Here is a 22828-nt window from a genome sequence, read left to right as displayed (position 1 = left end):
ATGCGCTGTTCCCACCCTTTCCCTGGCGGCTATAGCGCTGTGGTCCCACCCGATCCCATCCCGAACTCGGAAGTGAAACGCAGCTGCGCCGATGGTAGTGTGAATCCTCATGCAAGAGTAGGTCACCGCCAGGGGCTTTATCCCTCAAACGCCTTCCCATCCGGGAAGGCGTTTGTCTTTGTGCGTTTGGAAAACATCACACGCCGCGATTATGGATCGGCGCTCGCTCTCCTGAACGATCGAGCGTGACTAGATGTCCTGGGTCGCATAAATTTGCGATCATCCGTAGTCCCATTCTGACAACGTGATGTACATGACGACTCCGGAAAAGAGCCGCCCTAGTCCGCTCCCTTATCTGATTTTCTCTTCCCGTTGGTTGCAGCTGCCGCTCTATCTCGGCCTGATCGTTGCCCAGGCTATCTACGTCGTACAGTTCCTCCGTGAGCTGTGGCATCTGGTCGATGCAACGCTGCTGGGCCACATCGCGCCCGGTGCATCGGCGGACAGCGCCGAAACGACCATCATGCTGACCGTGCTCGGTCTGATCGACGTGGTGATGATCTCCAACCTGCTGGTGATGGTGATCGTTGGTGGTTACGAAACTTTCGTGTCCCGCTTGAAGCTGGAGAACCACCCTGATCAGCCGGAATGGCTATCGCACGTGAATGCCACGGTGCTCAAGGTCAAGCTCGCCATGGCGATCATCGGCATTTCATCGATCCACCTGCTCGCGACCTTTATCAAGGCCGCCTCCCTCGATGCCGAAACGATCAAATGGCAGCTGCTGTTGCATCTGGCGTTCGTGGTGTCGGCGCTTGCGTTGGCCTTTATCGATCGCATCATGCAGCCCAGCGGTAAGCCCGCCACGCATTGACGCTGCTTCCGGCCCCGCGCATGCGGGGCCGATGTTGCTACGCTTAACGTGTTACCCATCGCGTGCGGGAGTGGAAGGGCGTGAAGCAGCGTTATATCCTTGCCCTGGATCAGGGAACCACCAGCTCCCGCGCGATCCTGTTCGATCACTCGGCTTCAGTCGTTGGCGTAGCGCAGCGCGAGTTTGCGCAGATCTTTCCCCAGCCCGGCTGGGTCGAGCACAGTCCGCGCGACATTCTCACGAGTGTCCTGGTCACCGTGACCGAGCTGCTCGCTAACACGCAGATTGAGCTTTCGGACATCGCGGCGATCGGCATTGCCAATCAACGCGAAACGACCGTGGTCTGGGATCGCGCCACTGGGCAGCCCATTCACAACGCCATCGTCTGGCAATCGCGCCAGAGCATCGAGATCTGCGAGCAACTGCGCCGTGATGGATACGAGCCGCTTGTACGTGAGCGCACGGGACTCCTGATCGATGCCTATTTTTCGGCAACCAAGTTGCGCTGGATACTCGATCACGTCGAGGGAGCGCAGGCACGCGCGGAACGCGGTGAGCTGTTGTTCGGGACGATCGATAGCTGGCTAATCTGGAACCTTAGTGGCGGTTCGGCGCACGTGACGGACGTGAGCAACGCGGCCCGTACCCTGCTCTACGACATTCATCGCCGTTGTTGGGACGACGACCTGCTCGCCATGTTGAACATCCCTCGCGCAATGTTGCCCGACGTGCGCTCCAACAGCGAGATCTACGCCCATACCGTGCCCACACAGTTCTTCGGTGCGAGCCTGCCGATCGCCGGTGTCGCAGGTGATCAGCAGGCTGCCCTCTTCGGGCAGGCCTGTTTCAGTCCCGGTATGGCCAAGAACACCTACGGCACTGGTTGCTTCATGCTGTTGAACACGGGCGAGCAGGCGGTCCCCTCCAAGCACGGGTTGTTGACGACGATCGCTTGGCAGCTAGGGGATCGCGTCGACTATGCCCTCGAGGGGAGCATCTTCGTTGCGGGATCGGTGATTCAATGGCTGCGTGATGGCCTGCGGATGCTGGGTAAGGCCTCGGACTCACAGGCCTACGCGGAGCGCGTCGCTTCCAGTGAAGGTGTTTACGTGGTGCCAGCGTTTGTCGGGCTGGGCGCGCCGTACTGGCGTAGTGATGTGCGTGGCGCTGTTTTTGGTTTGAGCCGAAGTACGAGCAAGGAGCACTTCGTACGCGCAGCGCTCGAATCGATGGCCTACCAGTCACGGGATGTGCTGATGGCCATGGAGGCGGACGCGGGCCTAGCCTTGAAGGAACTGCGTGCGGATGGCGGCGCGATAGCCAATGATTTCATGGCGCAGTTCCAGAGCGATATGCTCGGTGTTCCTGTACTCCGTCCGCGGGTACAGGAAACCACGGCGCTTGGTGCCGCCTATCTCGCAGGGTTAGCGGTGGGGTTTTGGGAGAGCTGTGAGGAGATCGCGGCACTGTGGCAAGTGGACCGGCGATTCGCGCCGATCATGCGGGAAACTGAACGCGATCGGCTATATCGCGGGTGGCGGAATGCGGTCGAGGCCACCATCGGTTTTCGCGTTGACTGAAGTAAAGAGGCCTCCCGAAGGAGGCCTCTTTTTGCCGTGCGATATCGAATGAATAGCCGTATGGACGGCCAATTTCAGTCGATCGCGTAGCCGAACTGTTCCTTGAACTCCGTCGAAAACTGCGCGTAATCGAAGTGCTGATTCTGTGTGCCCGGATGCTCAACTTTCAGTGCGCCCATCAACGAGGCCATGCGGCCTACGGTCGCCCAATCCTTACCCTTCATGATGCCGAAAATGAGGCCGGCGCGGTACGCGTCGCCGCAGCCGGTGGGATCCACCACCTGACGCTCACGCGCCGGCGGGATCTCATGGATAGTGCCGTCCGTATGGATCAGCGAACCACGCGGACCCAACGTGACGATGTAGGCCTTCACGCGCGAGGCGATCTCCTCCGCACTCCAGCCGGTGCGCTGCTGCAATAGCTGCGACTCGTAGTCGTTGACGATGACGTACGTGGCCTTTTCGATCATCGAACGGAATTCCGTGCCGTCGAACAGCGGCATCGCCTGGCCTGGATCGAAGATGAAGGGCACGCCGCGTGCGGCGAATTCATCCACGTGCTGCAGCATGGCGTCACGGCTGTCCGGTGCCACGATGGCAAAGGTCGTGTCCGGAATGTCGCGCACATGGTTGGTGTGCGCGTTGAGCATGGCGCCAGGGTGGAACGCCGTGATCTGGTTGTTGTCCAGGTCCGTCGTGATGAAACACTGCGGCGTGAACTGGTCATCGAACACCCTCACGTAATCGAGGCGGATGCCGCACTTCTCCATATGAGCCTGGTAGGGGCCAAAATCCTGACCCACCGTGGCCACCGGCACCGGGTCAGCACCGAGCAACTTCAGGTTGTAGGCGATGTTGCCGGCGCAGCCGCCGAACTCGCGGCGCATCCGCGGGACCAGGAACGACACGTTCAGGATATGGACCTGATCCGGAAGGATGTGATTTTTGAACTGGTCCTGGAACACCATGATGGTGTCGTAGGCGAGTGATCCGCAGATGACGGCAGACATGATGCGAGGATATTCCCTGGCAGATGGATGGCAGTCCGGGTGGCGCACGCGCCAGCCTGGCTCAAAGTTCCCGATCATACTGATAACCGGGCCCAACTGCGACTTTCTTGCGACTCTGTCGTTCGAGAAGGAGCCCCAGAAAACCGTCTATCACAGCGTAAAACAAAGGCTTTCTTAACGAGATTGTCCTTGCGATTCCGTGGTTTGCTGACTAGACTGGCGCGCTTACTTTTTAGCTACAGCCGGCACGCGGCGGACCCATGTTCAAGAAGTTTCGCGGATTTTTCTCCAACGACATTTCGATCGACCTCGGCACGGCCAACACCCTCATTTACGTGCGGGGTCAGGGCATTGTCCTGAACGAGCCGTCGGTGGTGGCTATCCGCCAGGACCGCGGTCCGGGTGGCCCACGTGCCGTGGCCGCTGTCGGTAGCGACGCAAAGAAGATGCTAGGTCGCACGCCGGGCAATATCGCCACGGTGCGTCCGATGAAGGACGGCGTGATCGCCAACTTCTCGATGACCGAGGCGATGCTGCAGCATTTCATCAAGCAGGTGCACAAGTCGCGCATGCTGCGGCCGAGCCCACGTGTGCTCGTGTGCGTCCCCTGCGGCTCGACCCAGGTGGAACGCCGCGCCATCAAGGAATCCGCCGAAGGCGCCGGTGCCCGCGACGTGTTCCTGATTGAGGAGCCGATGGCCGCCGCCATCGGTGCCGGCATCCCGGTACATGAGGCCCGCGGCTCCATGGTGCTGGATATCGGCGGCGGCACGTCCGAAGTGGCTGTGATCTCGCTTAACGGCATCGTGTACTCGCAGTCCGTGCGAGTGGGTGGCGACCGTTTCGACGAGGCCATCATCAACTACGTGCGCCGCAATCACGGCACCCTGATCGGCGAGTCGACGGCCGAGCGCATCAAGCTGGAAATCGGCTGCGCGTTCCCGCAGACGAACGTGAAGGAGATCGAGATCTCCGGCCGTAACCTGGCCGAAGGCGTGCCGCGCATGTTCACCATCAACTCCAACGAGGTGTTGGAGGCACTGCACGAGCCGCTGTCAGGCATCGTGGCTGCGGTGAAGTCGGCCCTCGAGCAGACTCCGCCGGAACTGTGCTCTGACGTCGCCGAACGCGGCATCGTGCTCACCGGTGGCGGTGCTCTGCTGCGTGACCTGGATCGCCTTATCTCCGAGGAAACCGGTCTGCACGTGCAGGTGGCGGACGAACCGCTGACCTGCGTGGCCCGTGGCGGCGGTAAGGCGCTGGAGCTGATCGATCAGCACGGCAGCGACTTCTTCGCTCCTGAGTAAACCTAGCGACAGGGGTTAGGCCATGGCGCTTGCGCGCGAGGAATCCTCGCCCCTGTTTGCCGGCACTGTCGCCGGTACGCTCAGGCTCATCATTTATCTCGCGCTGGCCATGGTGCTGATGGTGCTCGACCATCGGAACGGCTGGATCTGGCGCCTGCGCTACACCACTTCGGTGCTGGTCGAGCCCGTGTATCGGCTGGCCAGCCTGCCGGCGGCAGGCATGCGTTCTCTCAGCGTTGCTTTTTCCGACCGCAAGTTGCTCACCGAGCAGAACCAGCGTCTGCGCGAAGACCTGCTGCTGGCCAACGCCAAGCTCAACCGCATGGCAGCGGTGGCTGAGCAGAACCAGCGCCTGAAGCAACTGCTGGACACGCAACACAGCCTTGACCTCAACGTGCAACTGGCCCGCGTCATTGACGTGGACCTCGGCACGTCCCGCCACCGCATGCTGGTCAACCTGGGCACCCACGACGGCGTGAAACCAGGGCAGGTGGTCATCGACGCCCACGGCGTGATGGGGCAGGTGGTAGAAGTCATGCCGCGTACGTCGCTGGTGATGCTGGTGACCGATCCCGACCACGCTATCCCCGTGGTCATTGAGCGCACCGGCCTGCGTACGGTGGCCTACGGCACGCGCGAAGGCGACCTGCTGAGTCTGCCGAACATTTCGATGGCAGCCGATGTGCATCCCGGTGACAAGCTGCTGACTTCTGGCCTGGGCGGGCGTTTTCCGCCGGGTTTCCCCGTGGGCGAGATCCAAAGCGTAGAGCCGGCGGCATCGGGCATGTTCCTCGAAGGTCGAGCCCGACCGGCCGCTGACCTGGATCGCAGCGACAACGTGCTGCTGCTGCATGATCTTGCTGAGCCCGTGGGGCCGCCCGAGCCTGCTGCGCAGGCCGGGCCGCCGTCCGATCTCGCCCCGGCACCAGCATCTGCGAGCAGCACGGCACTGCCGCCGCGCCCGAGCGCAGTGCCGTCGCCCGCCGCGTCCGCCACCACGAATTCGGCGGTACAGCCATGAGCAAACCTCGCGTCAGTCTGTTGTGGTTTGTGGGCACGCTGGTGTTCAGCGTGTTGTTCATGCTGGTTCCGTTGCCGGCGCCGTTGCAGCCGTTCAAGCCCTACTGGCCGGCCCTGTTCCTGCTGTATTGGGCGCTGGAATCCGGTGATCGCGTCACGCTGGGGCTGGCTTTCATCGTTGGCCTTTTTGCCGACCTGCTCGACGGCGTTCTGTTGGGTGAGCACGCGATGCGCATGTGCGCGCTCGTGTTCATCGCCCTGCGGTTCCGCTCGCGCCTGCGTTTCTTCCCTATGTGGCAGCAGACGCTGGCCGTGCTGGCTCTGCTGCTGAACGACCGCGTGCTGCTGCTGATCGTGCGCACCTTTGCGGGCGATTCGTTGCCATCGGCAACGTGGTGGATCTCGCCGTTCATCGGCGCCATGCTGTGGCCGTTCCTGTTCCTGCTCATGGACGACCTGCGCATGCGCTTGCGCATCCAGTAACGCCATGGCACTGCGGCGACGCTCCATCAAGGACACGCGTGGCGAAGCCACGCTGTTCCGCGTGCGCGCCCTGGTGGGCTTCGCCTTGATCCTGATGGGACTGGGCGTGTTGGTGGCGCGCTACCACTATCTGCAGGTGCAACGTCACGACGAGTTCGCGCTGCGCTCGGAAAACAACCGGGTCAAGCCGCGCGCCATTCCGCCAGCGCGTGGTCTCATCTTCGACCGTAACGGCGTGTTGCTGGCCGACAACGTGCCAGCCTTCCGTCTGGAAGTGGTGCCTGAGCAGATCAAGGATATGCCGGCCATGCTGGCCGCCATTCGCGAGGTGGTGCCGCTGGATGATGGCGACATTGATGCGTTCAAGAAGCAGCTCAAACAGAACCGCCGCTTCGACAGCGTGCCGTTGAAGCTGCACCTCACCGAGGACGAAATCGACCGCTTCGCCATCAGCCGCTGGCGTTTCCCTGGTGTGGACGTGGTGCCTTACCTCACGCGGCGCTATCCATACGGCGCGCTGTTTGCGCACGTGGTGGGCTACGTGGGCCGTATCGACGCGGACGACATGGCTCGCCTGGACGCCGATCGCTACAAGGGCACCAGCCACGTCGGTCGCAGTGGCCTGGAGCGCTCGTACGAGGACATGCTGCACGGCGAGCCGGGCTACGAGCTGGTTGAGGTGAACGCCGACGGTCGTGTGCAGCGCGTGCTGGAAACCCATGCGCCCACGCCGGGCAAGAACCTCTACCTGAGCATCGACGCGCGCGTGCAAAAGGCGGCGACCGATGCGTTCCAGGGGCGCCCGGGCTCGGCCGTGGCGATCGATCCGCGCAATGGCCAGGTGATGGCCATGGTCAGCGTGCCGAGCTACGACCCGAACCTGTTCGTCAACGGTATCAGCAAGGCCGACTACACCGGCTACATGACCGCCGAGGACACGCCGCTGCTCAATCGCGCGCTCAAGAGCGCCTATCCGCCTGGCTCCACGGTGAAGCCATTCCTTGCGCTGGGCGGCCTCGAACTGGGCCTGCGCCGCCCTGAAGACACGGTGCTATCGACGGGTGAGTTTTGCATTCCCGGTCAGCAGCGTTGCTATCGCGATGACACGCGTGGCGGCAATGGCACCGTGAACATGGTGCGGGCCATCCAGCTTTCCACCAATACGTACTTCTACAGGCTTGCGTTGGACATGGGCATTGATCGCCTTGCCGGCTGGATGGGAAGCCTGGGTTTCGGCAAGAAGACTGGCATCGATTTGCTGGGCGAGTCCGAAGGCATCTTGCCGTCACGCGAATGGAAGGCCACCCGCAGCAAGTACCCGTGGTTTCAAGGTGAAACCGTCATTGCAGGTATCGGCCAGGGTTATTGGAACGTCACCGCGTTGCAGCTCGCGCATGCCACGGCGACGTTTGCAGGCCATGGCACGCCATACGCACCCCGGCTGGTCATGGCGACTCAGCAGGTGAAGGAGCGCCCGGTGCCGCTACCCAATCCAGCAACAGGGCCGTCGCTGATCCACAAGCCGCACGATTGGGATGTGGTGAATCAGGGCATGCTGGCCGTGGTCAACGAAGTCGGCGGTACGGCCAAAGGCCAGTTCACCGGTTTCCCGTATCTGGTCGCGGGCAAGAGCGGCACGGCAGAGCGCTTCTCCCGCCGCAGCAACGATTACGACACCAACAAGAACACTTCCTACCTGGCCACGCGCCACCGCGCCTGGTTCATTGCGTACACCCCGGTCGAGTCACCGCGCATCGCCGTGGTCGCCATGCTGGAGGCGGGCGCGTGGGGCGCTCAGGATGCAGGCCCCATCGTGCGCAAGATCATGGAAGCCTGGATCGCCTCGACCGGCGGCCCGGTGCCAGCAAAGAACAACGAAGCCGCGCCCAGCCCGGCATCCAGCGCGCCCTATATTCCGGAAGTACCGGAGGACACCCCGGTCGCCACGCCGGCTGATATGTCCGCCATGCCAGCCGAAAGCACCAGTACGCCTGGGAACGATGACGGAGGGAACCCATGATCGACGCCCTCCAGGAACGTCTGGTCCGCTTTCTACAGCGCGTGGTCAAGCGGCCGCGCATCGACATTCCGCTTGCCCTTGGCTTGATGACGTTGGCGACCGTGGGCCTGGTGACGCTCTACAGCGCCAGCGGCGGCAACATCCCGATGATCGGTGGCCAGGCGGCACGCTTCGCCATGGGCGGCGTGCTGGTGCTGCTGATCTCGCGCATTCCGCCGTCGGTGCTGCGTACCTGGACGCCGTGGCTGTATGCGGGCAGTGTCTTCCTGCTGCTGGTGGTGGCGGCCATCGGCGAGGTGCGCAGCGGTTCCAAGCGTTGGCTGGACCTGGGTGTGCTGTCGTTCCAACCGTCGGAACTGCTCAAGCTCACCATGCCCATGATGGTGGCGTGGTACCTGCATCCCCGACAGCTGCCACCGAGCTGGAAGGACATCATTGCCGTCGGCATCCTCATCGGTATTCCGGCCGGCCTCATTGCCGAGCAGCCTGACCTCGGTACCGCGTTGCTGGTGTCGGCAGCCGGCGCGTTCGCGCTGTTCCTGTCCGGTATGCGCTGGTGGAAGATCGGCAGCTTGCTCGCCGTGGTGGGCGGCATGATCCCGGTGGCCTGGCACTTTCTGCACGAGTACCAGCGCAACCGCGTACGCACCTTGCTGGATCCGGAATCGGATCCATTAGGCAATGGCTGGCACATCATCCAGTCGCAGATCGCTGTCGGTTCCGGTGGCCTGTTCGGCAAGGGCTGGCAACACGGTACGCAGTCGCGCCTGGACTTTCTGCCGGAGCACACCACCGATTTCATTTTCGCCGTGTTTGCCGAAGAGTTCGGACTGGTCGGCGTGGCCTGTCTAATGCTGCTCTACGCCTTCATCATCGGCCGCTGCCTGTGGATCGCCATGGAAGCACGCGATACCTATTCGCGCTTGCTGGCCGGCGCCATCGGCATGAGCTTCTTCGTCTACGTGTTCGTCAACGGCGGCATGGTGGCGGGCATGCTGCCAGTGGTGGGCGTACCCATGCCACTGATCAGCTATGGCGGCACCTCCGCCGTGTCACTGCTAACCGGCTTCGGCGTGCTGATGTCGATCTACGCCAACCGCAAGATTCACAAGTAACAGCGGCATCCGTCGCGTACGGTTAAGCGCAAATTACAGGCAAAACCACCTGTTTTCGCTCGTCAGCATGCTAGGCTAGCCCCGTAGCATTTCCGACAGCGAAGTCATTCATGCCCTCGATTCCCGCGTCGCTCCCGACTCGTCGCCTTGTTGCCACGCTGGGCCTTCTTTTCGCCACGGCATGCATGCCGGCCCTCGCAGAAACCCACCCCGGACAGAATCAGCTGGTCAGTGAAGTGGCCCGCGACACGGGTAAGAGCACGACGTCGCTTAACGCCTTGCTGGATGGCGCGAAGAAGCAGCAAAGCATTCTCGATGCAATCAGCCGGCCGGCCGAAGCAAAGCCGTGGAAGGATTACCGGCCGATCTTCATTACGCCGCAGCGCATCAACGATGGCATTGCGTTCTATCGCCAGCATCGCACGCTGCTGGAAAGCATCGGCAAGCAGTACGGCGTGGCGCCCGAGTACATCGTGGCGATCGTCGGCGTGGAAACCTCGTACGGCAAGGTCACTGGCAAGTACAAAGTGCTTGATGCACTGGTGACGCTGGGCTTGTACTACCCGCCGCGCGCCACGTTCTTCCGTGAGCAGCTCAAGACGCTGCTGGAACTCCCGGACAACCACCTCGCCGGCCCGGTCGACACACTCACGGGTTCGTATGCGGGCGCGCAAGGCTGGGGCCAGTTCATGCCATCCAGCATCCGCGACTTCGGCGTGGACGCGGACGGCGATGGTCACATCGATCTGAAGAACTCGCTGCCGGACATCTTCGCCAGCATCGCCAATTACTTTGCCAAGCACGGCTGGCAGAACGGTGGCCCGGTGGCGGCACCGGCGCGGGCCGATGGCGCCGCACGTGCGATTGCCGTCAAGGATTCCAAGCCGCAGTGGCCGCTCGAGCAACTCGAGGCGTGGGGTTATGCACCTGTGCAGTCGTTCAATCCGGCCCAGGCGAGCAGTCTGCAGTCGCTACAGGGCGCGGGCGGCACGGAATACTGGTTCACCTTCCAGAACTTCTACGTGATCACCACCTACAACCGCAGCCCATTGTATGCGCTGGCCGTGCACCAACTGGCACAGGCGATTGCGGAAGGGGCGAACGGGATGGATGCCACGCAATGAGGTGGCGGCTTGCGCTGCCACTCCTGCTGATGGCGCTGCTGGCGGGTTGCAGCGGCGGCAAGACCCGTCCCTCCACGAGTCGCGGCAGTTCGTCGTCGCAGGGCGGTTATTCGTCCGGCAGCGGTTCGTCGTCCTCGTCTCGCGGCGGCGTCAGTGACGATATCAGCCGCCCGCAGGGCAGTCGCTATCGCGACGATGCGGACAGCGTGCCCGCCGGCCCGCCGCCGGAAGTCATCGCCAAACTGCCTGAGCCCGTGCCGAAAGTGGAGCCGCGCGCGCTCTATGGCAACAAGTCGCCGTATACCGTGCTCGGCCAAACCTACAACGTGCTGGCTTCACCCAGCGGCTACGTGGAGCGCGGCATCGCCTCGTTCTACGGCAACAAGTTCCACGGGTACAAGACGTCGAGTCTCGAGGACTACGACATGTACCAGTTCAGTGCCGCGCACAAGACGCTGCCCATCCCCAGCTATGCGCGCGTGACCAATCTGGAGAATGGCAAGAGCGTGATCGTGCGCATCAACGATCGCGGGCCGTTCCACGAAAACCGCGTGATCGACCTGTCTTACGCGGCCGCCGTGCGCATCGGCGTGTGGCCCAAGGGTACGGGGCTGGTGGAAGTGCGCGCCATCGATCCCTCGCAGCCGCTTTCTGCACAAACCCTGCCGCCGCCACCGCCTCCGCCCAAACCTGCCAGCCCAGGGCCCGGAATTTACCTGCAAGTGGGTGCATTCTCGGATGCCACCAATGCCGAGCGGGTGGCGCAGCAATTGCGCGCCGCCAATTTTGCGCCGGTACAGGTGGTGAATGCCCAAATCAACGGCCGCAGCATCCAGCGCGTGCGCGTGGGGCCGCTCGCTGGCGTCGACCAGGTCGACGATGTCACCTCGCGCATCGAGAATATGGGGCTGCCCCGGCCGCAGGTCGCGGTAGACTGACGTATTGAGTTTTCTTGCGGCGCCCCGGCGTCGCGATAGCCATTGGACCGAACTGAACGATGAACCTGATCCGCCGTACCCTCTCTTCGCTTGCTGTGGCCGCCCTGGTCGTCGGCACAGCTGTCGCACAGCAGACGCCGCCCAAGCCCGTTCCGGTGCCGCGGCCAGTGACGCCGGAGGCACCCGTGCCGCCGCCGCCGGATGTGGATGGCAAGAGCTGGGTGTTGATGGATTACGCCACGGGTCAGGTGCTGGCATCCAAGGAGCCGGATCTGCGCGTCGAGCCGGCATCCATCACCAAGATCATGACCGACTACGTGGTCTCGGCCGAGGTTGCCAACGGCAAAGTCCACATGACCGATCCGGTCAACATCAGCGAGAACGCGTGGCGCGGCGGCGGTGCGGGCACCGACGGTTCCACCAGCTTCCTCAAGCTCAATAGTCAGGTGCCGCTGAAGGACCTGCTGTATGGCCTGATCATCCAGTCCGGCAACGATGCCGCCATTGCGCTGGCCGAACATACCGCCGGCTCGGAGCAGGCGTTCACCGGGCTGATGAACGGTTATGCCAAGCAGTTGGGCATGACCAACTCGAATTTCCAGAACGCATCGGGTTACCCGATTGCCAACCACTACAGCACGGCTCGTGACATCGCGATTCTCTCGCGTGCGCTGATCCACGACTTCCCCGAAGACTATGCCATCTCGGCAATCAAGGACTTCGAGTGGAACGGCATCAAGCAGCACAACCGCAACCTGCTGCTGTGGCGCGACCCGACCGTCGACGGCATCAAGACCGGCCACACCGCCGCCGCGGGTTTCTGCCTGGCTGCCTCGGCCAAGCAGGGCGATTCGCGCATGATTGCCATCGTGATGGGCTCGACCAACGAGAAGAGCCGTGCCGACGCGGCGATGGCGTTGATGAGCTACGGTTTCCGTTTCTATGAGACGCACAAGCTGTATGACGGCGACAAGCCGTTGGCGACGCCGAAGCTGTGGAAGGGTCAGTCCAACCAGCTGCCGCTGGGCGTGGCCGACAACGTGCTGGTTACCGTCAAGCGCGGCGACTACGACAAGCTCAAGGCCACGCTGGACATTCCGGCCACACTGGTCGCCCCGTTCACCAAGGGCCAGCAGGTAGGTACGCTACGCCTCACGCTGGACGGGCAGCCGGTGCAGAATGTGCCGCTGATCGCGCTTGCCGACGCGCCGCAGGCCGGCTTCTTCGGTCGCCTGTGGGACAGCATCATGCTGTGGTTCCACAGCGACAAGAAACCCGACGAGACCAAGTGACGAGGTGACGTGATGCGTGATATCGAGAGCATCGAGGCCCAGAAAGAGGGGCAGGGTTTCCAGTTCCCCGGCGAGTTTGAAATCACCGCCATGGGCAATGCCAATGCGGACCTGAAGACCCGCGTGCCGCAGATCCTGGAAAGTATTGGCTTGCACGTGCTGCACGAGACGGTATCGCACCGCGACTCGCGCGAAGGCAACTTCATCTCAGTGACGGTGAGTTTCCGCGCCGAGAATCGCGAGCAATACGACCTGGCGCACAGCTCGCTGCGCGCCGATCCGGACATTCGCTACACCCTGTAACGCTACCGGGCGCCTCGCGCTCCAGCCGCTGGCGGGCCCTGGGCCCGCCCGGCTGTGATGACTTCCAGCCCTTGCAAGGGTGGTCTCACGACCGCAAATAATCAGCTCTATTCCCAGGCCATTCCCCATGTCCTTGCCGCTCAAAGTTCGTCGTCTCGGTCGCCAGCCCTACGAGGCGACCTGGGAGGCGATGAGCCAGTTCACCAACAACCGCGGGCCCGATACGCCTGACGAGTTGTGGTTGCTCGAACACGACCCCGTTTTCACCCTTGGCCAGGCCGGCAAGACCGAGCACGTGCTGGCGCCGGGCGATATCCCGGTAATCCATGTGGACCGCGGTGGCCAGGTGACCTACCACGGGCCCGGGCAGATCGTGGGCTACCCGATGATTGACCTGCGCCGCGCCGGCGTTGGCGTGCGCGAGCTGGTCAACAAGATCGAGCAGGCCATCATCGACACCCTGGGTCATTGGAATATCGGCGCGGATCGCCTGGAGGGCGCTCCGGGCGTCTACGTGGCGGGGGCCAAGGTAGCGGCGTTGGGCCTGCGGGTCCGTCGCGGCTGCAGCTTCCACGGGCTGGCCTTCAACGTGGACATGGATCTGGAGCCGTATCACCGCATCAACCCCTGTGGCTACAAGGGCTTGGCGGTCACGCAAGTGTTAGACTTGGGCGGTCCGTCGCGCCTGTCGGACGTCGAAGACGCCCTGGTGGAGGAGTTCTGCCGCCAGTTCGATTTCGTCGCCGAGGCTGCACCTCCCATTCTCCCTGAACTACCCGCTCGCGTAGCGGTCTGAGTCTGCCTACATGAGCGAAATTTCCACCTCCAAGGCCATTCCGATCAGCGTTGTCGGCGCTCCCGTCGACAAGCAGCTCGGCAACGACAAGATCGGGCTGAATCGTGCGGGCTTCGACACCAACGTACCCACGTTGCGTAAGCCCAGTTGGATCCGCGTGCGCCTGCCGCAGGGCAATGCCGTGCAGCAGCTGAAGTCTCGCCTGCGTGAGAACTCGCTGGTCACGGTGTGCGAAGAAGCCTCCTGCCCGAACATCCACGAGTGCTTCAGCAAGGGCACTGCCACCTTCATGATTCTGGGTGAGGTGTGCACCCGCCGCTGCTCGTTCTGCGACGTGGCCCACGGCCGCCCGGCCGCGCCCGATCCGCTGGAACCGGCGCGACTGGCCGAGACCATCCGCGACATGCGCCTCAAGTACGTGGTGATCACCTCGGTGGACCGCGACGACCTGCGCGACGGTGGCGCTGAGCATTTCGCCGCGTGCATCCGCGCCACGCGTCATGCGGCGCCGGACATCAAGATCGAGATCCTCACGCCCGACTTCCGCGGCAAGGGCCGCATGGAGCGCGCGCTGGAAGTGCTGAAGGATTTCCCGCCGGACGTGTTCAATCACAACCTGGAAACCGTGCCGCACCTCTACCGCGAAGTGCGCCCGGGTGCCGACTACCAGTGGTCGCTGGATTTGCTCAAGCGCTTCAAGGCGCAGCATCCAGAGGTGCCGACCAAGTCCGGCATCATGCTGGGTCTGGGCGAGACGATGGAGCAGGTGCTGGAAACGATGCGCGACCTGCGCGCGCACGACGTGGACATGATCACCATCGGCCAGTACCTGCAGCCCACGCCGCATCACCATCCGGTGATCCGCTACTGGACCCCGGAAGAATTCGAATACCTGCGCGAAGCCGGCGAAGCGATGGGTTTCCATCACGTCGCTTCCGGCCCGCTGGTGCGTTCGTCCTATCACGCCGACCTGCAGGCTCATGCTGCAGGCGTCACTGAGCACGCTTAACCGAACTGGCTAGCCATCGAGACTCTATGAAACTGCGCCCCTCGCTTGCCCTGTTGCTAGCCCTCGCCGTTACCGGCGTCGGTGTCCACGCGCAGTCTGCTGCAGACCTTGCCGGCGACAACGCGCCGCGCAAGTTCTCCACGCTGCCGCTCAAGCCCACCGTCACGCAGGCGCAGGCGGCGCAGCTGTCCGCGCGCTTCCTCACGCGTTTCCACTACGACGCGAAGCCGCTTGACGACGCCATGTCGCAGAAGATCTACAAGGCGTACCTGGATAGCCTGGACGGCGAGAAGGTGTTTTTCACCCAGGCTGACCTGGCCAAGTTCGCGCCCCTGAAGACGCAGATGGACGATGCCATCTGGAACCAGGACCTGTCCGGTCCGTTCTCGATGTTCAACCTCTACATCACGCGCGCGATCGAGCGTATGACGTATGCGCGCGGCCTGTTGAAGCAGGGCTTCGACTTCAACACTCAGGACAGCTACAACTACGACCGCAAGAAGGCGGACTGGCCGAAGGACCAGGCCGAGCTCGATACCTTGTGGCGCGAGCGCACCATGAACGACTGGCTGCGCCTGAAGCTCGCCGGCCAGCCGGATGATGAAATCCGCAAAACGCTGGACAAGCGCTACGCCGGCTACATCGACCGTGTGAAGCAGCTCGACGGCGAAGACGCGTTCCAGTCCTTCATGAACTCGTACGCCGAGTCCACCGATCCGCACACCGATTACCTCGGTCCTCGCGCGGCGGAGAACTTTGATATCTCCATGAAGCTCTCGCTGGAAGGCATCGGCGCGGTGCTGCAGGCGCGCGACGAATACACTCAGATCCGCGAGATCGTGCCCGCTGGTCCGGCTGCCAAGTCGGGCAAGGTGCACGTGGGTGACCGCATCGTGGCGATCGGCGAGGGCACCAGCGGCCCGATGACCGATGTCATCGGCTGGCGCCTCGACGACGTGGTCAAGCACATCCGCGGCAAGAAGGACACGACGGTCCGCCTGGAGATTCTCCCGGCCGATACCGGCGTGGACGGCAAGCACCAGCTCATCAGCCTGGTCCGCCAGAAGGTGAGCATCGAAGAGCAGGCCGCCAAGAAGAAAGTCATCGAGATCAAGGACGCTGGCGTCACCCGCAAGATCGGCGTGATTGACCTGCCGAGCTTCTACTCCGACTTCGGCGCCCGTCGCGAAGGCGACAAAGACTTCAAGAGCGCCACCCGCGACGTCGCCAAACTGCTCGGCGAGCTGAAGGCCGAGGGCGTGGAAGGCGTGGTGATGGATCTGCGCAACAACGGCGGCGGTTCGCTGGCCGAAGCCAACGAACTCACCGGCCTGTTCATCGACCAGGGTCCGGTGGTGCAGGTACGCGATGCGCGCGGCGAAGTGCAGGTGCAGGGCGATGACGACCCGGGCATGTCCTGGAGCGGTCCGATGGCCGTGCTGGTCAATCGTGGTTCGGCTTCCGCATCGGAGATCTTCGCGGCTGCCATCCAGGACTATGGCCGCGGTCTGATCATCGGCCAGCCGACCTTCGGCAAGGGCACCGTGCAGAACCTGGTGGATCTGGACCGCTTCACCCGCAACAACAGCGAGAAGCCGCAGTTTGGCGAGCTGAAGATGACCATCCAGGAATTCTTCCGCATCAACGGCGGCTCGACTCAGCTGAAGGGCGTGACGCCGGACATTCAGTTCCCGAAGAATGGCGACGAGAAGGATTTTGGCGAATCGACCTACGACAACGCGCTGCCCTGGACGCAGATCGCGCCGGCCGATTACAAGCCCGTCGCCGACCTGAAAGCCTACCTCGGCCAGCTGCAGACCAAGCATGATGCCCGCGCGGTGAAGTCGCCGGCGTGGAAGCTGATGCTCGACGAGCTGGCGCAGTACCGGAAGATGCGCGACAAGACCACCATCTCGCTCAACTTCGCCCAGCGCGAAACCGAGCGTAAGGATCTCGACGCCATCCAGGCCGACTTCCGCGCCCGCCACAAGGCGATCGACGGCGACGTGAACGTGGATGACAACGACTCGCTGGACGATGGCCTCAACGCCAACGAGCGCAGCCTCAAGAGCGAGCTGAAGCAGGAGAAGGACGCCAAGAAGGCGGCTGATCCGCAGCTGGACGAGACCGCGCACATCCTGTTCGACGCGGTGGGCCTGATCAAGGGCGACGCCAAGCTGGCGGCAGAAGTACTGCCCTACGGCGGCAAGTTCTCCAACATCAGTGCCACCACCGCAGCGGCGACGCCTGAGAAGGCGCAGCAGGAACCGGCGGCGCACTGACGCACCGGTTCAGGCAAATAAAAAAGGCGGCATGTATGCCGCCTTTTTTTATGCCCGCCGTATAGCCACGATGCGATGCACCGACTTGCCCGAGGACTGGTTGGTAGCTGCCTCGTCGAGTGCCAGCGTGGTGTCTGCCAAGGCGGTTCGCACCCGTTGGGCATCGAACGCCGAATACAGGCGGCCTGCTGCGTCGCGTGCACTGTTGCCCTCGGTGACGCGCCAGCTGAGAAACAGCACGCCATTCGGCTTGAGCAGGTCCACCAGATGGCGGCACGCATCGCCCACCTGCTCGGGCGACAAGTGCATGATCACCGTCTCGCAAAGCACATTGTCGAAGCCGCCACGGGGAACGCCCGCCAATTCGGGCAGCTCGGCATGTTGAAAAGCGTAAGACGGGTACTGCGCGGCAGCCTCGGCCAGCAAGCCTTCTGACGCGTCATAACCGGTGGCAAGAAAGCCCTTGGCGTTCAACCAAGCCACGTCGCGTCCCGAGCCGCAGCCGATATCCGCCGTTACCCCGCCGGGTCGGAAATACTGCAGAAGCAGGGCGTAGAGATCATCCGGTGGCGGCTGGCCGGCCCACTCGCCGGCGTACTGTTGGGCGGCACGGGTGTAGGTGTCGATAGTCGTGCGATCCATGGCTACATCCCACCGGAAAGGGCGGCCAGTGTAGTCCCACGTATGCTGCGCCGCGTGCAGCGGTGCGCTGGGCGCACGCTGCACGCGTAGTGCTAGTACCTGTTACTTCGCAGCCTTCGCCTTCTTCTCTGCCTGTTCCTTCTTCCACTGCTGGTACTCCGCGAAATGCGGCATGTCACGCAGTACCTTGCTGTGCGGATCGATGACCACCAGCGTTCCGGTGGGCGCGGGAATCGAAGCGTCGCCGCCCGTCATCGGCACCGTGACGAGCTTGTCGCCCACCTGTACTTCCACCGGCATCGGAAACGGCTTGTCATGGGGCACCTGCCAATGCAGGTGCAGCGTGTTGCCCTCCTGGCGGGTCACCAGCTTCGGCAGCGCCGCTTCATACAGGTAGACATCGAAGAACCAGTGGAGATCACGGCCGCTGACCTGATTCACGATATCGATGTAGTCACGCGTAGTGGCGTAGTGCGGCGCAAAGTTGCCCGGCTTCGGGTCCGGGCGGCCATACACCAGCCGGCGCACGGTTTCGAAGAAGGCCCGGTCGCCGATCATCTGCCGCAGTGTGTGCAGCATCAGCGAGCCTTTGTAGTAGATGTCATTGGCCGGGCCGTGCTCGGCGTCGTACACCTCATGCTCGAACTGGCTGCGGCCCGCCACGATGGGAAAAGCGTTCTTCACCATGCTGCGTTCGTTCTGCAACATGGAGAAATACGGCATGTCGCCATAGAGGTACTGGCCGTACAGCGGTTGCATATAGGTGCCGAAGCTCTCGTGCAGCCACATGTCGTCCCAGTCGGCATTGGTCACCTGGTTGCCGAACCACTCATGCGAGAACTCGTGCTGCAACAGCCAGTCGAAACCGTACTCGCTGCGGGGATAGCCGTTGCCGTAGGCGTTGATGGTCTGGTGTTCCATGCCCAGGTGCGGCGTTTCAACCACGCCCATCTTCTCGTCGCCGAACGGGTAGGGACCGATCTCCTGCTCGAAGAAATCGAGCATGCGCGGGAATTCGCTGAACAACTGCTTCGCCTGCGTTTCATGGCCGCGCAGGTACCACATCTGCATCGGGATCGTATTGCCGTAGCGGCTGCGGTAGTCGCCCTTTAGTACTTCGAACGGACCGATGTTGATCGAGATGGCATACGTCGTCGGGTGTTTCGCACGCCAGTGATACGTGTGGGTGTCGCCGTGCTCCTTGATGTCCACCAGCACGCCGTTGCCCGGTGCGGCCAGCGACTTCGGCACGGTGACATAGGTATCGACCAGGTCAGGCTTGCCCTGCGGGTGATCGATGCACGGCCAGAACAGGTCGCAGCCTTCGCCTTCCACGGCCGTGGCTATCCACGGTTGTCCGTCGTCTGTATGGCTCCACACAAAGCCGCCGTCCCACGGTGCCTTCTTCGCGACGTGCGGCTTACCGCCGTAGTGGATCTCGACCACGGCCTTTCCACCCTTCGCCAGCGGCTTGGGCAGCGTGATGCGCAAGCGTCCTTCCGGATTGCTCCATTGACCTTGCGACAGCGCCTTGCCGTCAACGCTCAACTCCGAAATGGTGAAGTGTGGATCCAGATCCAGCAGCAACACATCCGCCGGCTCGCGCGCAGTGAAGGTCAGGCGCGCCTCGGCATCCAGGCTTTGCTGAGCCGGGTCGACGCTGAAATGCAGTTCCGCATGATCGAAATTCACGCGCTGTTGCTCCACCGGAAGCTGCCCGCCAGAGCGCTGCGTCTGTTCGGTCAGCGGCGGCTGTTCTGGCGCGGGCTTGGCATCCTCGGCATGGGCTAGGGTGGCCAGCGCAGCGCACAAGGCAAACGAGAGCAGGCGTGGTGTCGACATCGGTGGGTCTCAGGTTGGATCAAACCGTCAGGATGACACCCCATGCCCGGTATCGTCATCGCCGGAAGTCATGGTGGGGCGGGGCAGCGCCCCGTCCATCATGCAGTTGTGGCATGGGTCGCGCTGCGCGCATGCTTGGTCGGGCCGTTCGTGTGTCGTCGCCGGAGACCGCTCATGGATACGCTGCAAAACCTCGCGTTGGCTGGCGGCCTGTCTTGGGCTAGCGGCTTTCGCCTTTACGCCACGGTATTCATCGCCGGCCTGCTCGGGCGGCTGGGTTATGTGCACCTGCCGGACGGCCTACAGATGCTGACCGACACGTGGGTGCTGGTGACGGCAGGCGTGCTGTCCCTTGGCGAATTCCTGGCTGACAAGGTTCCCGCATTCGACAGCGTGTGGGATGCCGTGCACACCTTCATCCGCGTGCCGGCCGGTGCCTTGCTTGCCTGGGGCGTGTTCCGCGATGCCGGTGCAGGCACGCAGCTAGCGGCGGCACTACTGGGCGGCACGCTGACGTCGGGCACGCATCTGGCCAAGACCGGCGGGCGGGCCTTGATCAACACCTCCCCGGAACCCTTCAGCAACTGGGGAGCCAGCATCGGTGAAGACATTTCGTGGCTGGGCGGCATGTACTTGATGTGGCAGCACCCGGCCGTCTTCCTCGTGCTGCTGGCGATCTTCGTGCTTTTCCTGTTGTGGCTGGTGCCGAAAATCCTGCGGGGCCTACGTGTGCTGGCGCGGCGGTTGCGCGGCGTAAACGCAGAATCGACCAGGACATAGAGGGTCATGCAGTACGAATATGTTGCGCGATGGGCGCACGGTTGCGCACATTACGACGCATGACTCCTACCGATTCGCCCGAGCCATTCATCGTCCGCCCATCGCCCGGCCTGAGGCTGATGTCATTGGTGGACGCGTTGACCGCCCTGCTGTTGATGGCTCTCGCTAGCATGATGGTCGCCGCCATGGCGCTCGCTGCTCCCGGCTCCGGCGATTGGTTCGGCTTGCTCGTGCTCGCTGTATTGGTCGCGGTGATGGCGTTCTATCGTGCCATCAAAGGGATTATCGAGCGTTCGCCCCTGGTGGTGGCGAAGGACGGTCGGGCCACCCGATGGCAACAGTCGTTGCCATTTGCGCAGCCGCAGCGGGTGTCGTTGGAATACAAATACAAGCTGCGGTATCGCACGTTTATCGAGTACGGCAATGGCCGTTTGCTCGCCAGGCTCGATCAAGCCGACACCCGGGCGGCTGAAGCCTTCGCCGTCGAACTGGCCGAATTTCTTGGTGTATCCGCTTATAAGAGCAACGACAGTGGGCAGAAGCCGCGCAAGCTGTCAAAGAAAGTGGCGTAACCGGATACATGACCAGCGCCGCTGAGCGACGCCGGCCCGTGCCTCTGATCGAAGATCAGCGCTTATAGCGCTGCTGCAAAAACGCGAAGAACGCGCGCAGGCCCAGCGCTTCGCCGCCACGCGGCTTGCCCGGTCGATCCATATCGTTCCACGCATAGGTGTCCAGATGCAGCCACGGCGTGGTCTCCGGAACAAAGCGCTCCAGATACAGCGCCGCGGTGATCGCGCCGGCGTGGCGTGACGCACCGGAGTTCGCCATGTCCGCCAGATACGATTCCAGCATCTTGCGGTACGGACGCCACAGCGGCAGGCGCCACAGCGGATCGTTCACCGAGCGACCTGCGGCGATCACGCGATCGGCGGCATCGTCATTGTTGGCGAACAACGCGGGCAGATCCGGACCCAGCGCGATGCGCGCCGCGCCCGTGAGCGTGGCGAAATCGATGATCAATTCCGGCTTGTGCTCGCTCGCATACGTCAGCGCGTCGCACAGCACCAGGCGGCCTTCGGCGTCGGTGTTGTCTACTTCCACGGTGATGCCGGCGCGCGTGGTGATCACCTCACCCGGTCGCATCGCCGCGCCCGACACCGCGTTCTCCACGGCGGGAATCAGCAATTGCAGGCGCACAGGCAGCTTTGCCTGCATGATCAGGCTGGCCAGCGCGATGGCATGCGCCGCGCCGCCCATGTCCTTCTTCATCCAGCGCATGCCGTCGGCCGGCTTCAGGTCCAAACCACCGGTGTCGAAGCACACGCCCTTGCCGACCACCGCAATTTTCGGATCGCTGCTCTTGCCCCAGGTCAGCTCTACCAGTCGCGGCGAGCGGTGGCTGGCGCGGCCCACGGCGTGGATGGTGGGGAAATTGGCGTCGAGCAACTCGTCGCCCACCCACTCGCGCACCTTCGCTTTGTGCGTCTTGCCCAACTGCTTCACCGCGTCGGCGAGATGCTTGGGGCCCATGTCTTCTGTCGGCGTGTTAACCAGATCGCGCACCAGCGTGGTGGCTTCCACCAGTGGCTGCAGCGTGGCGAGATCGTTAGCGGCAATAGCCAACTTCGCCGGCGCGCGACGCGCCTTGCGATAGCGGGTGAACTCGTATGCGCCGAGCGCCCAGCCCAGCGTTGCCTGCAGCTTGTCCTTCAGCACGCCCTCGTCGGCGAGGTAATAAGTGGCCTCCGGCAGCGTGCGCGGCAGCGCACCTAAAGCGCTCACAGCATCGGTAGCGTCAACGCCTACCAGCACGCGCACCAGCTTGCCGCTTTCGTCCGGCAACAGGGCGAATGTGCCCGGTGCAGCTTCAAAGCCAGACGCGGTCAGCCATTGGCGCTGCGCGGCAGTAAGGCGGCGTTTGGTGGCGGCGAGGTGCTGGGCGTCGGTGGTCTCGATGGCGATGCTGTGGCGATCGCCGGCCTTGCGTTCAATCAGGAAAGACATGGAGTTCCTTGCGCGGCAAGGGCATGGGCCGCGTTGGCTGCGTGGTGATGCTTAATGATGCGCGCTTTTGGGGGCCGGGGCGAGGGTAGGACTCGGCTTCGCGCTCTACTCCCTCTCCCCTCCGGGGAGAGGGTTGGGGTGAGGGGCGGGTGCTCGCCATATCGCTTCATCTGGGTCGCCATTCCGGCGAGGGTCTTCTGTATTGCTTGGTTGTCGCGTTATCGCGATCTGGCCGCCTACGCGGCGCGCGTTTCGACCTCCTGCCGGAGGCCGAGTCACTTTTCTTTGCTGGCCCAAAGAAAAGTAACCCAAAGAAATGGCCTTCAAAGCTCCTGGTGCCGTGTTGAACACAAGCCTTGGAGCTTGAGGCATTCGGCACCGGGCGATCTTCTTAATGGGCGGTA

Annotated in this window: 20 protein-coding genes and 1 rRNA gene; 17 read left to right on the top strand and 4 right to left on the bottom strand. The window is 63.0% G+C overall.

The window, feature by feature from the left end; all coding sequences use genetic code 11:
• Positions 1–21 precede the first annotated feature (21 nt).
• From rrf to glpK, 3 genes are all read left to right on the top strand, one after another.
• Positions 22–134 (top strand): 5S ribosomal RNA (gene rrf / locus DyAD56_RS04470).
• A gap of 179 nt (positions 135–313) precedes the next feature.
• A complete protein-coding gene (locus tag DyAD56_RS04465; protein ID WP_102301533.1) occupies positions 314–874 on the top strand; it encodes a TIGR00645 family protein in 561 nt (186 codons plus the stop codon).
• An 80-nt stretch (positions 875–954) separates the two neighbouring features.
• Positions 955–2454: a glycerol kinase GlpK gene (gene glpK, locus DyAD56_RS04460; protein WP_102301532.1), complete on the top strand. Its 1500-nt coding sequence runs from the start codon at positions 955–957 to the stop codon at positions 2452–2454.
• A 74-nt stretch (positions 2455–2528) separates the two neighbouring features.
• Here the strand turns inward: glpK and DyAD56_RS04455 are convergent, their stop codons facing one another.
• Positions 2529–3464: a carbohydrate kinase family protein gene (locus DyAD56_RS04455; protein WP_102301531.1), complete on the bottom strand. Its 936-nt coding sequence runs from the start codon at positions 3462–3464 to the stop codon at positions 2529–2531.
• A gap of 260 nt (positions 3465–3724) precedes the next feature.
• Here DyAD56_RS04455 and DyAD56_RS04450 point away from each other — a divergent pair, with 260 nt between their 5' ends.
• The 12 genes from DyAD56_RS04450 to DyAD56_RS04395 all read left to right on the top strand — a co-directional run bounded on the left by DyAD56_RS04450 (position 3725) and on the right by DyAD56_RS04395 (position 17153).
• Entirely contained in the window at positions 3725–4771 is a 1047-nt protein-coding gene (locus DyAD56_RS04450) for a rod shape-determining protein (protein WP_102301530.1), read from the top strand.
• Positions 4772–4793: 22 nt separating this feature from the next.
• On the top strand, positions 4794–5792 hold the full coding sequence (mreC, locus tag DyAD56_RS04445) for a rod shape-determining protein MreC (RefSeq protein ID WP_102301529.1): 999 nt from the start codon (positions 4794–4796) through the stop codon (positions 5790–5792).
• Complete coding sequence (gene mreD / locus DyAD56_RS04440) at positions 5789–6274, top strand: rod shape-determining protein MreD (protein WP_102301528.1); 486 nt, start codon at positions 5789–5791, stop codon at positions 6272–6274. Before mreC ends, mreD begins: the two co-directional genes overlap by 4 nt.
• 4 nt (positions 6275–6278) lie before the next feature.
• Positions 6279–8294, top strand: coding sequence for a penicillin-binding protein 2 (gene mrdA / locus DyAD56_RS04435; protein ID WP_102301527.1), 2016 nt, complete (start codon positions 6279–6281; stop codon positions 8292–8294).
• Positions 8291–9409: a rod shape-determining protein RodA gene (gene rodA / locus DyAD56_RS04430; protein WP_102301526.1), complete on the top strand. Its 1119-nt coding sequence runs from the start codon at positions 8291–8293 to the stop codon at positions 9407–9409. The genes mrdA and rodA overlap by 4 nt, the downstream gene beginning before the upstream one ends.
• 110 nt (positions 9410–9519) lie before the next feature.
• Positions 9520–10533, top strand: coding sequence for a lytic murein transglycosylase B (gene mltB, locus DyAD56_RS04425; RefSeq protein ID WP_102301525.1), 1014 nt, complete (start codon positions 9520–9522; stop codon positions 10531–10533).
• A complete protein-coding gene (locus DyAD56_RS04420; protein ID WP_102301524.1) occupies positions 10530–11471 on the top strand; it encodes a septal ring lytic transglycosylase RlpA family protein in 942 nt (313 codons plus the stop codon). Before mltB ends, DyAD56_RS04420 begins: the two co-directional genes overlap by 4 nt.
• Before the next feature lie 59 nt (positions 11472–11530).
• Positions 11531–12763 carry a D-alanyl-D-alanine carboxypeptidase family protein gene (locus tag DyAD56_RS04415; protein WP_102301523.1) on the top strand — a complete coding sequence of 411 codons (1233 nt, stop codon included), beginning with the start codon at positions 11531–11533 and terminating at the stop codon, positions 12761–12763.
• A gap of 12 nt (positions 12764–12775) precedes the next feature.
• Complete coding sequence (locus DyAD56_RS04410; protein WP_102301522.1) at positions 12776–13066, top strand: DUF493 family protein; 291 nt, start codon at positions 12776–12778, stop codon at positions 13064–13066.
• A 127-nt stretch (positions 13067–13193) separates the two neighbouring features.
• Positions 13194–13862, top strand: a complete 669-nt coding sequence (gene lipB / locus DyAD56_RS04405; protein ID WP_102301521.1) for a lipoyl(octanoyl) transferase LipB — start codon at positions 13194–13196, stop codon at positions 13860–13862.
• Positions 13863–13872: 10 nt separating this feature from the next.
• Positions 13873–14871, top strand: a complete 999-nt coding sequence (lipA, locus tag DyAD56_RS04400; protein ID WP_102301520.1) for a lipoyl synthase — start codon at positions 13873–13875, stop codon at positions 14869–14871.
• 26 nt (positions 14872–14897) lie between these two features.
• Positions 14898–17153 (top strand): carboxy terminal-processing peptidase, encoded by a 2256-nt coding sequence (locus DyAD56_RS04395; protein WP_102301519.1) that lies wholly within the window; start codon positions 14898–14900, stop codon positions 17151–17153.
• A gap of 48 nt (positions 17154–17201) precedes the next feature.
• Here DyAD56_RS04395 and DyAD56_RS04390 read toward each other — a convergent pair whose 3' ends face one another.
• Together DyAD56_RS04390 and DyAD56_RS04385 are read right to left on the bottom strand one after the other, a co-directional pair.
• The gene (locus DyAD56_RS04390) at positions 17202–17795 is read right to left on the bottom strand and encodes a class I SAM-dependent methyltransferase (protein ID WP_102301555.1); all 594 of its coding nucleotides are present in this window, start codon (positions 17793–17795) and stop codon (positions 17202–17204) included.
• Between the two features lie 102 nt (positions 17796–17897).
• Entirely contained in the window at positions 17898–19637 is a 1740-nt protein-coding gene (locus tag DyAD56_RS04385; RefSeq protein ID WP_102301518.1) for a M1 family metallopeptidase, read from the bottom strand.
• A gap of 174 nt (positions 19638–19811) precedes the next feature.
• Between DyAD56_RS04385 and DyAD56_RS04380 the strand changes: the two genes are divergently transcribed.
• Together DyAD56_RS04380 and DyAD56_RS04375 are read left to right on the top strand one after the other, a co-directional pair.
• Positions 19812–20417 carry a DUF4126 domain-containing protein gene (locus DyAD56_RS04380; protein WP_102301517.1) on the top strand — a complete coding sequence of 202 codons (606 nt, stop codon included), beginning with the start codon at positions 19812–19814 and terminating at the stop codon, positions 20415–20417.
• 137 nt (positions 20418–20554) lie between these two features.
• Positions 20555–20989 carry a hypothetical protein gene (locus tag DyAD56_RS04375; RefSeq protein WP_146010437.1) on the top strand — a complete coding sequence of 145 codons (435 nt, stop codon included), beginning with the start codon at positions 20555–20557 and terminating at the stop codon, positions 20987–20989.
• 55 nt (positions 20990–21044) lie between these two features.
• On the opposite strand, the gene DyAD56_RS04370 is transcribed toward DyAD56_RS04375, so the two are convergent.
• Positions 21045–22424 carry a leucyl aminopeptidase family protein gene (locus DyAD56_RS04370; RefSeq protein WP_102301515.1) on the bottom strand — a complete coding sequence of 460 codons (1380 nt, stop codon included), beginning with the start codon at positions 22422–22424 and terminating at the stop codon, positions 21045–21047.
• Positions 22425–22828 lie beyond the last annotated feature (404 nt).

It is taken from the genome of Dyella sp. AD56, from assembly GCF_002878475.1.
Classification (GTDB): Bacteria; Pseudomonadota; Gammaproteobacteria; order Xanthomonadales; family Rhodanobacteraceae; genus Dyella.
Note: the sequence above shows the minus strand (reverse complement) of the source record. Positions and strands in the feature narration are given on the sequence as shown.

Coding starts and splice junctions, on each gene's coding strand:
- DyAD56_RS04385 (WP_102301518.1), bottom strand. CDS start 19,637: ATGTCGACACCACGCCTGCTCTCGTTTGCCTTGTGCGCTGCGCTGGCC.
- DyAD56_RS04390 (WP_102301555.1), bottom strand. CDS start 17,795: ATGGATCGCACGACTATCGACACCTACACCCGTGCCGCCCAACAGTAC.
- DyAD56_RS04450 (WP_102301530.1), top strand. CDS start 3,725: ATGTTCAAGAAGTTTCGCGGATTTTTCTCCAACGACATTTCGATCGAC.
- DyAD56_RS04415 (WP_102301523.1), top strand. CDS start 11,531: ATGAACCTGATCCGCCGTACCCTCTCTTCGCTTGCTGTGGCCGCCCTG.
- lipA (WP_102301520.1), top strand. CDS start 13,873: ATGAGCGAAATTTCCACCTCCAAGGCCATTCCGATCAGCGTTGTCGGC.
- mrdA (WP_102301527.1), top strand. CDS start 6,279: ATGGCACTGCGGCGACGCTCCATCAAGGACACGCGTGGCGAAGCCACG.
- DyAD56_RS04465 (WP_102301533.1), top strand. CDS start 314: ATGACGACTCCGGAAAAGAGCCGCCCTAGTCCGCTCCCTTATCTGATT.
- rodA (WP_102301526.1), top strand. CDS start 8,291: ATGATCGACGCCCTCCAGGAACGTCTGGTCCGCTTTCTACAGCGCGTG.
- lipB (WP_102301521.1), top strand. CDS start 13,194: ATGTCCTTGCCGCTCAAAGTTCGTCGTCTCGGTCGCCAGCCCTACGAG.
- mreD (WP_102301528.1), top strand. CDS start 5,789: ATGAGCAAACCTCGCGTCAGTCTGTTGTGGTTTGTGGGCACGCTGGTG.
- mreC (WP_102301529.1), top strand. CDS start 4,794: ATGGCGCTTGCGCGCGAGGAATCCTCGCCCCTGTTTGCCGGCACTGTC.
- DyAD56_RS04455 (WP_102301531.1), bottom strand. CDS start 3,464: ATGTCTGCCGTCATCTGCGGATCACTCGCCTACGACACCATCATGGTG.
- DyAD56_RS04370 (WP_102301515.1), bottom strand. CDS start 22,424: ATGTCTTTCCTGATTGAACGCAAGGCCGGCGATCGCCACAGCATCGCC.
- DyAD56_RS04380 (WP_102301517.1), top strand. CDS start 19,812: ATGGATACGCTGCAAAACCTCGCGTTGGCTGGCGGCCTGTCTTGGGCT.
- DyAD56_RS04420 (WP_102301524.1), top strand. CDS start 10,530: ATGAGGTGGCGGCTTGCGCTGCCACTCCTGCTGATGGCGCTGCTGGCG.
- DyAD56_RS04410 (WP_102301522.1), top strand. CDS start 12,776: ATGCGTGATATCGAGAGCATCGAGGCCCAGAAAGAGGGGCAGGGTTTC.
- DyAD56_RS04395 (WP_102301519.1), top strand. CDS start 14,898: ATGAAACTGCGCCCCTCGCTTGCCCTGTTGCTAGCCCTCGCCGTTACC.
- mltB (WP_102301525.1), top strand. CDS start 9,520: ATGCCCTCGATTCCCGCGTCGCTCCCGACTCGTCGCCTTGTTGCCACG.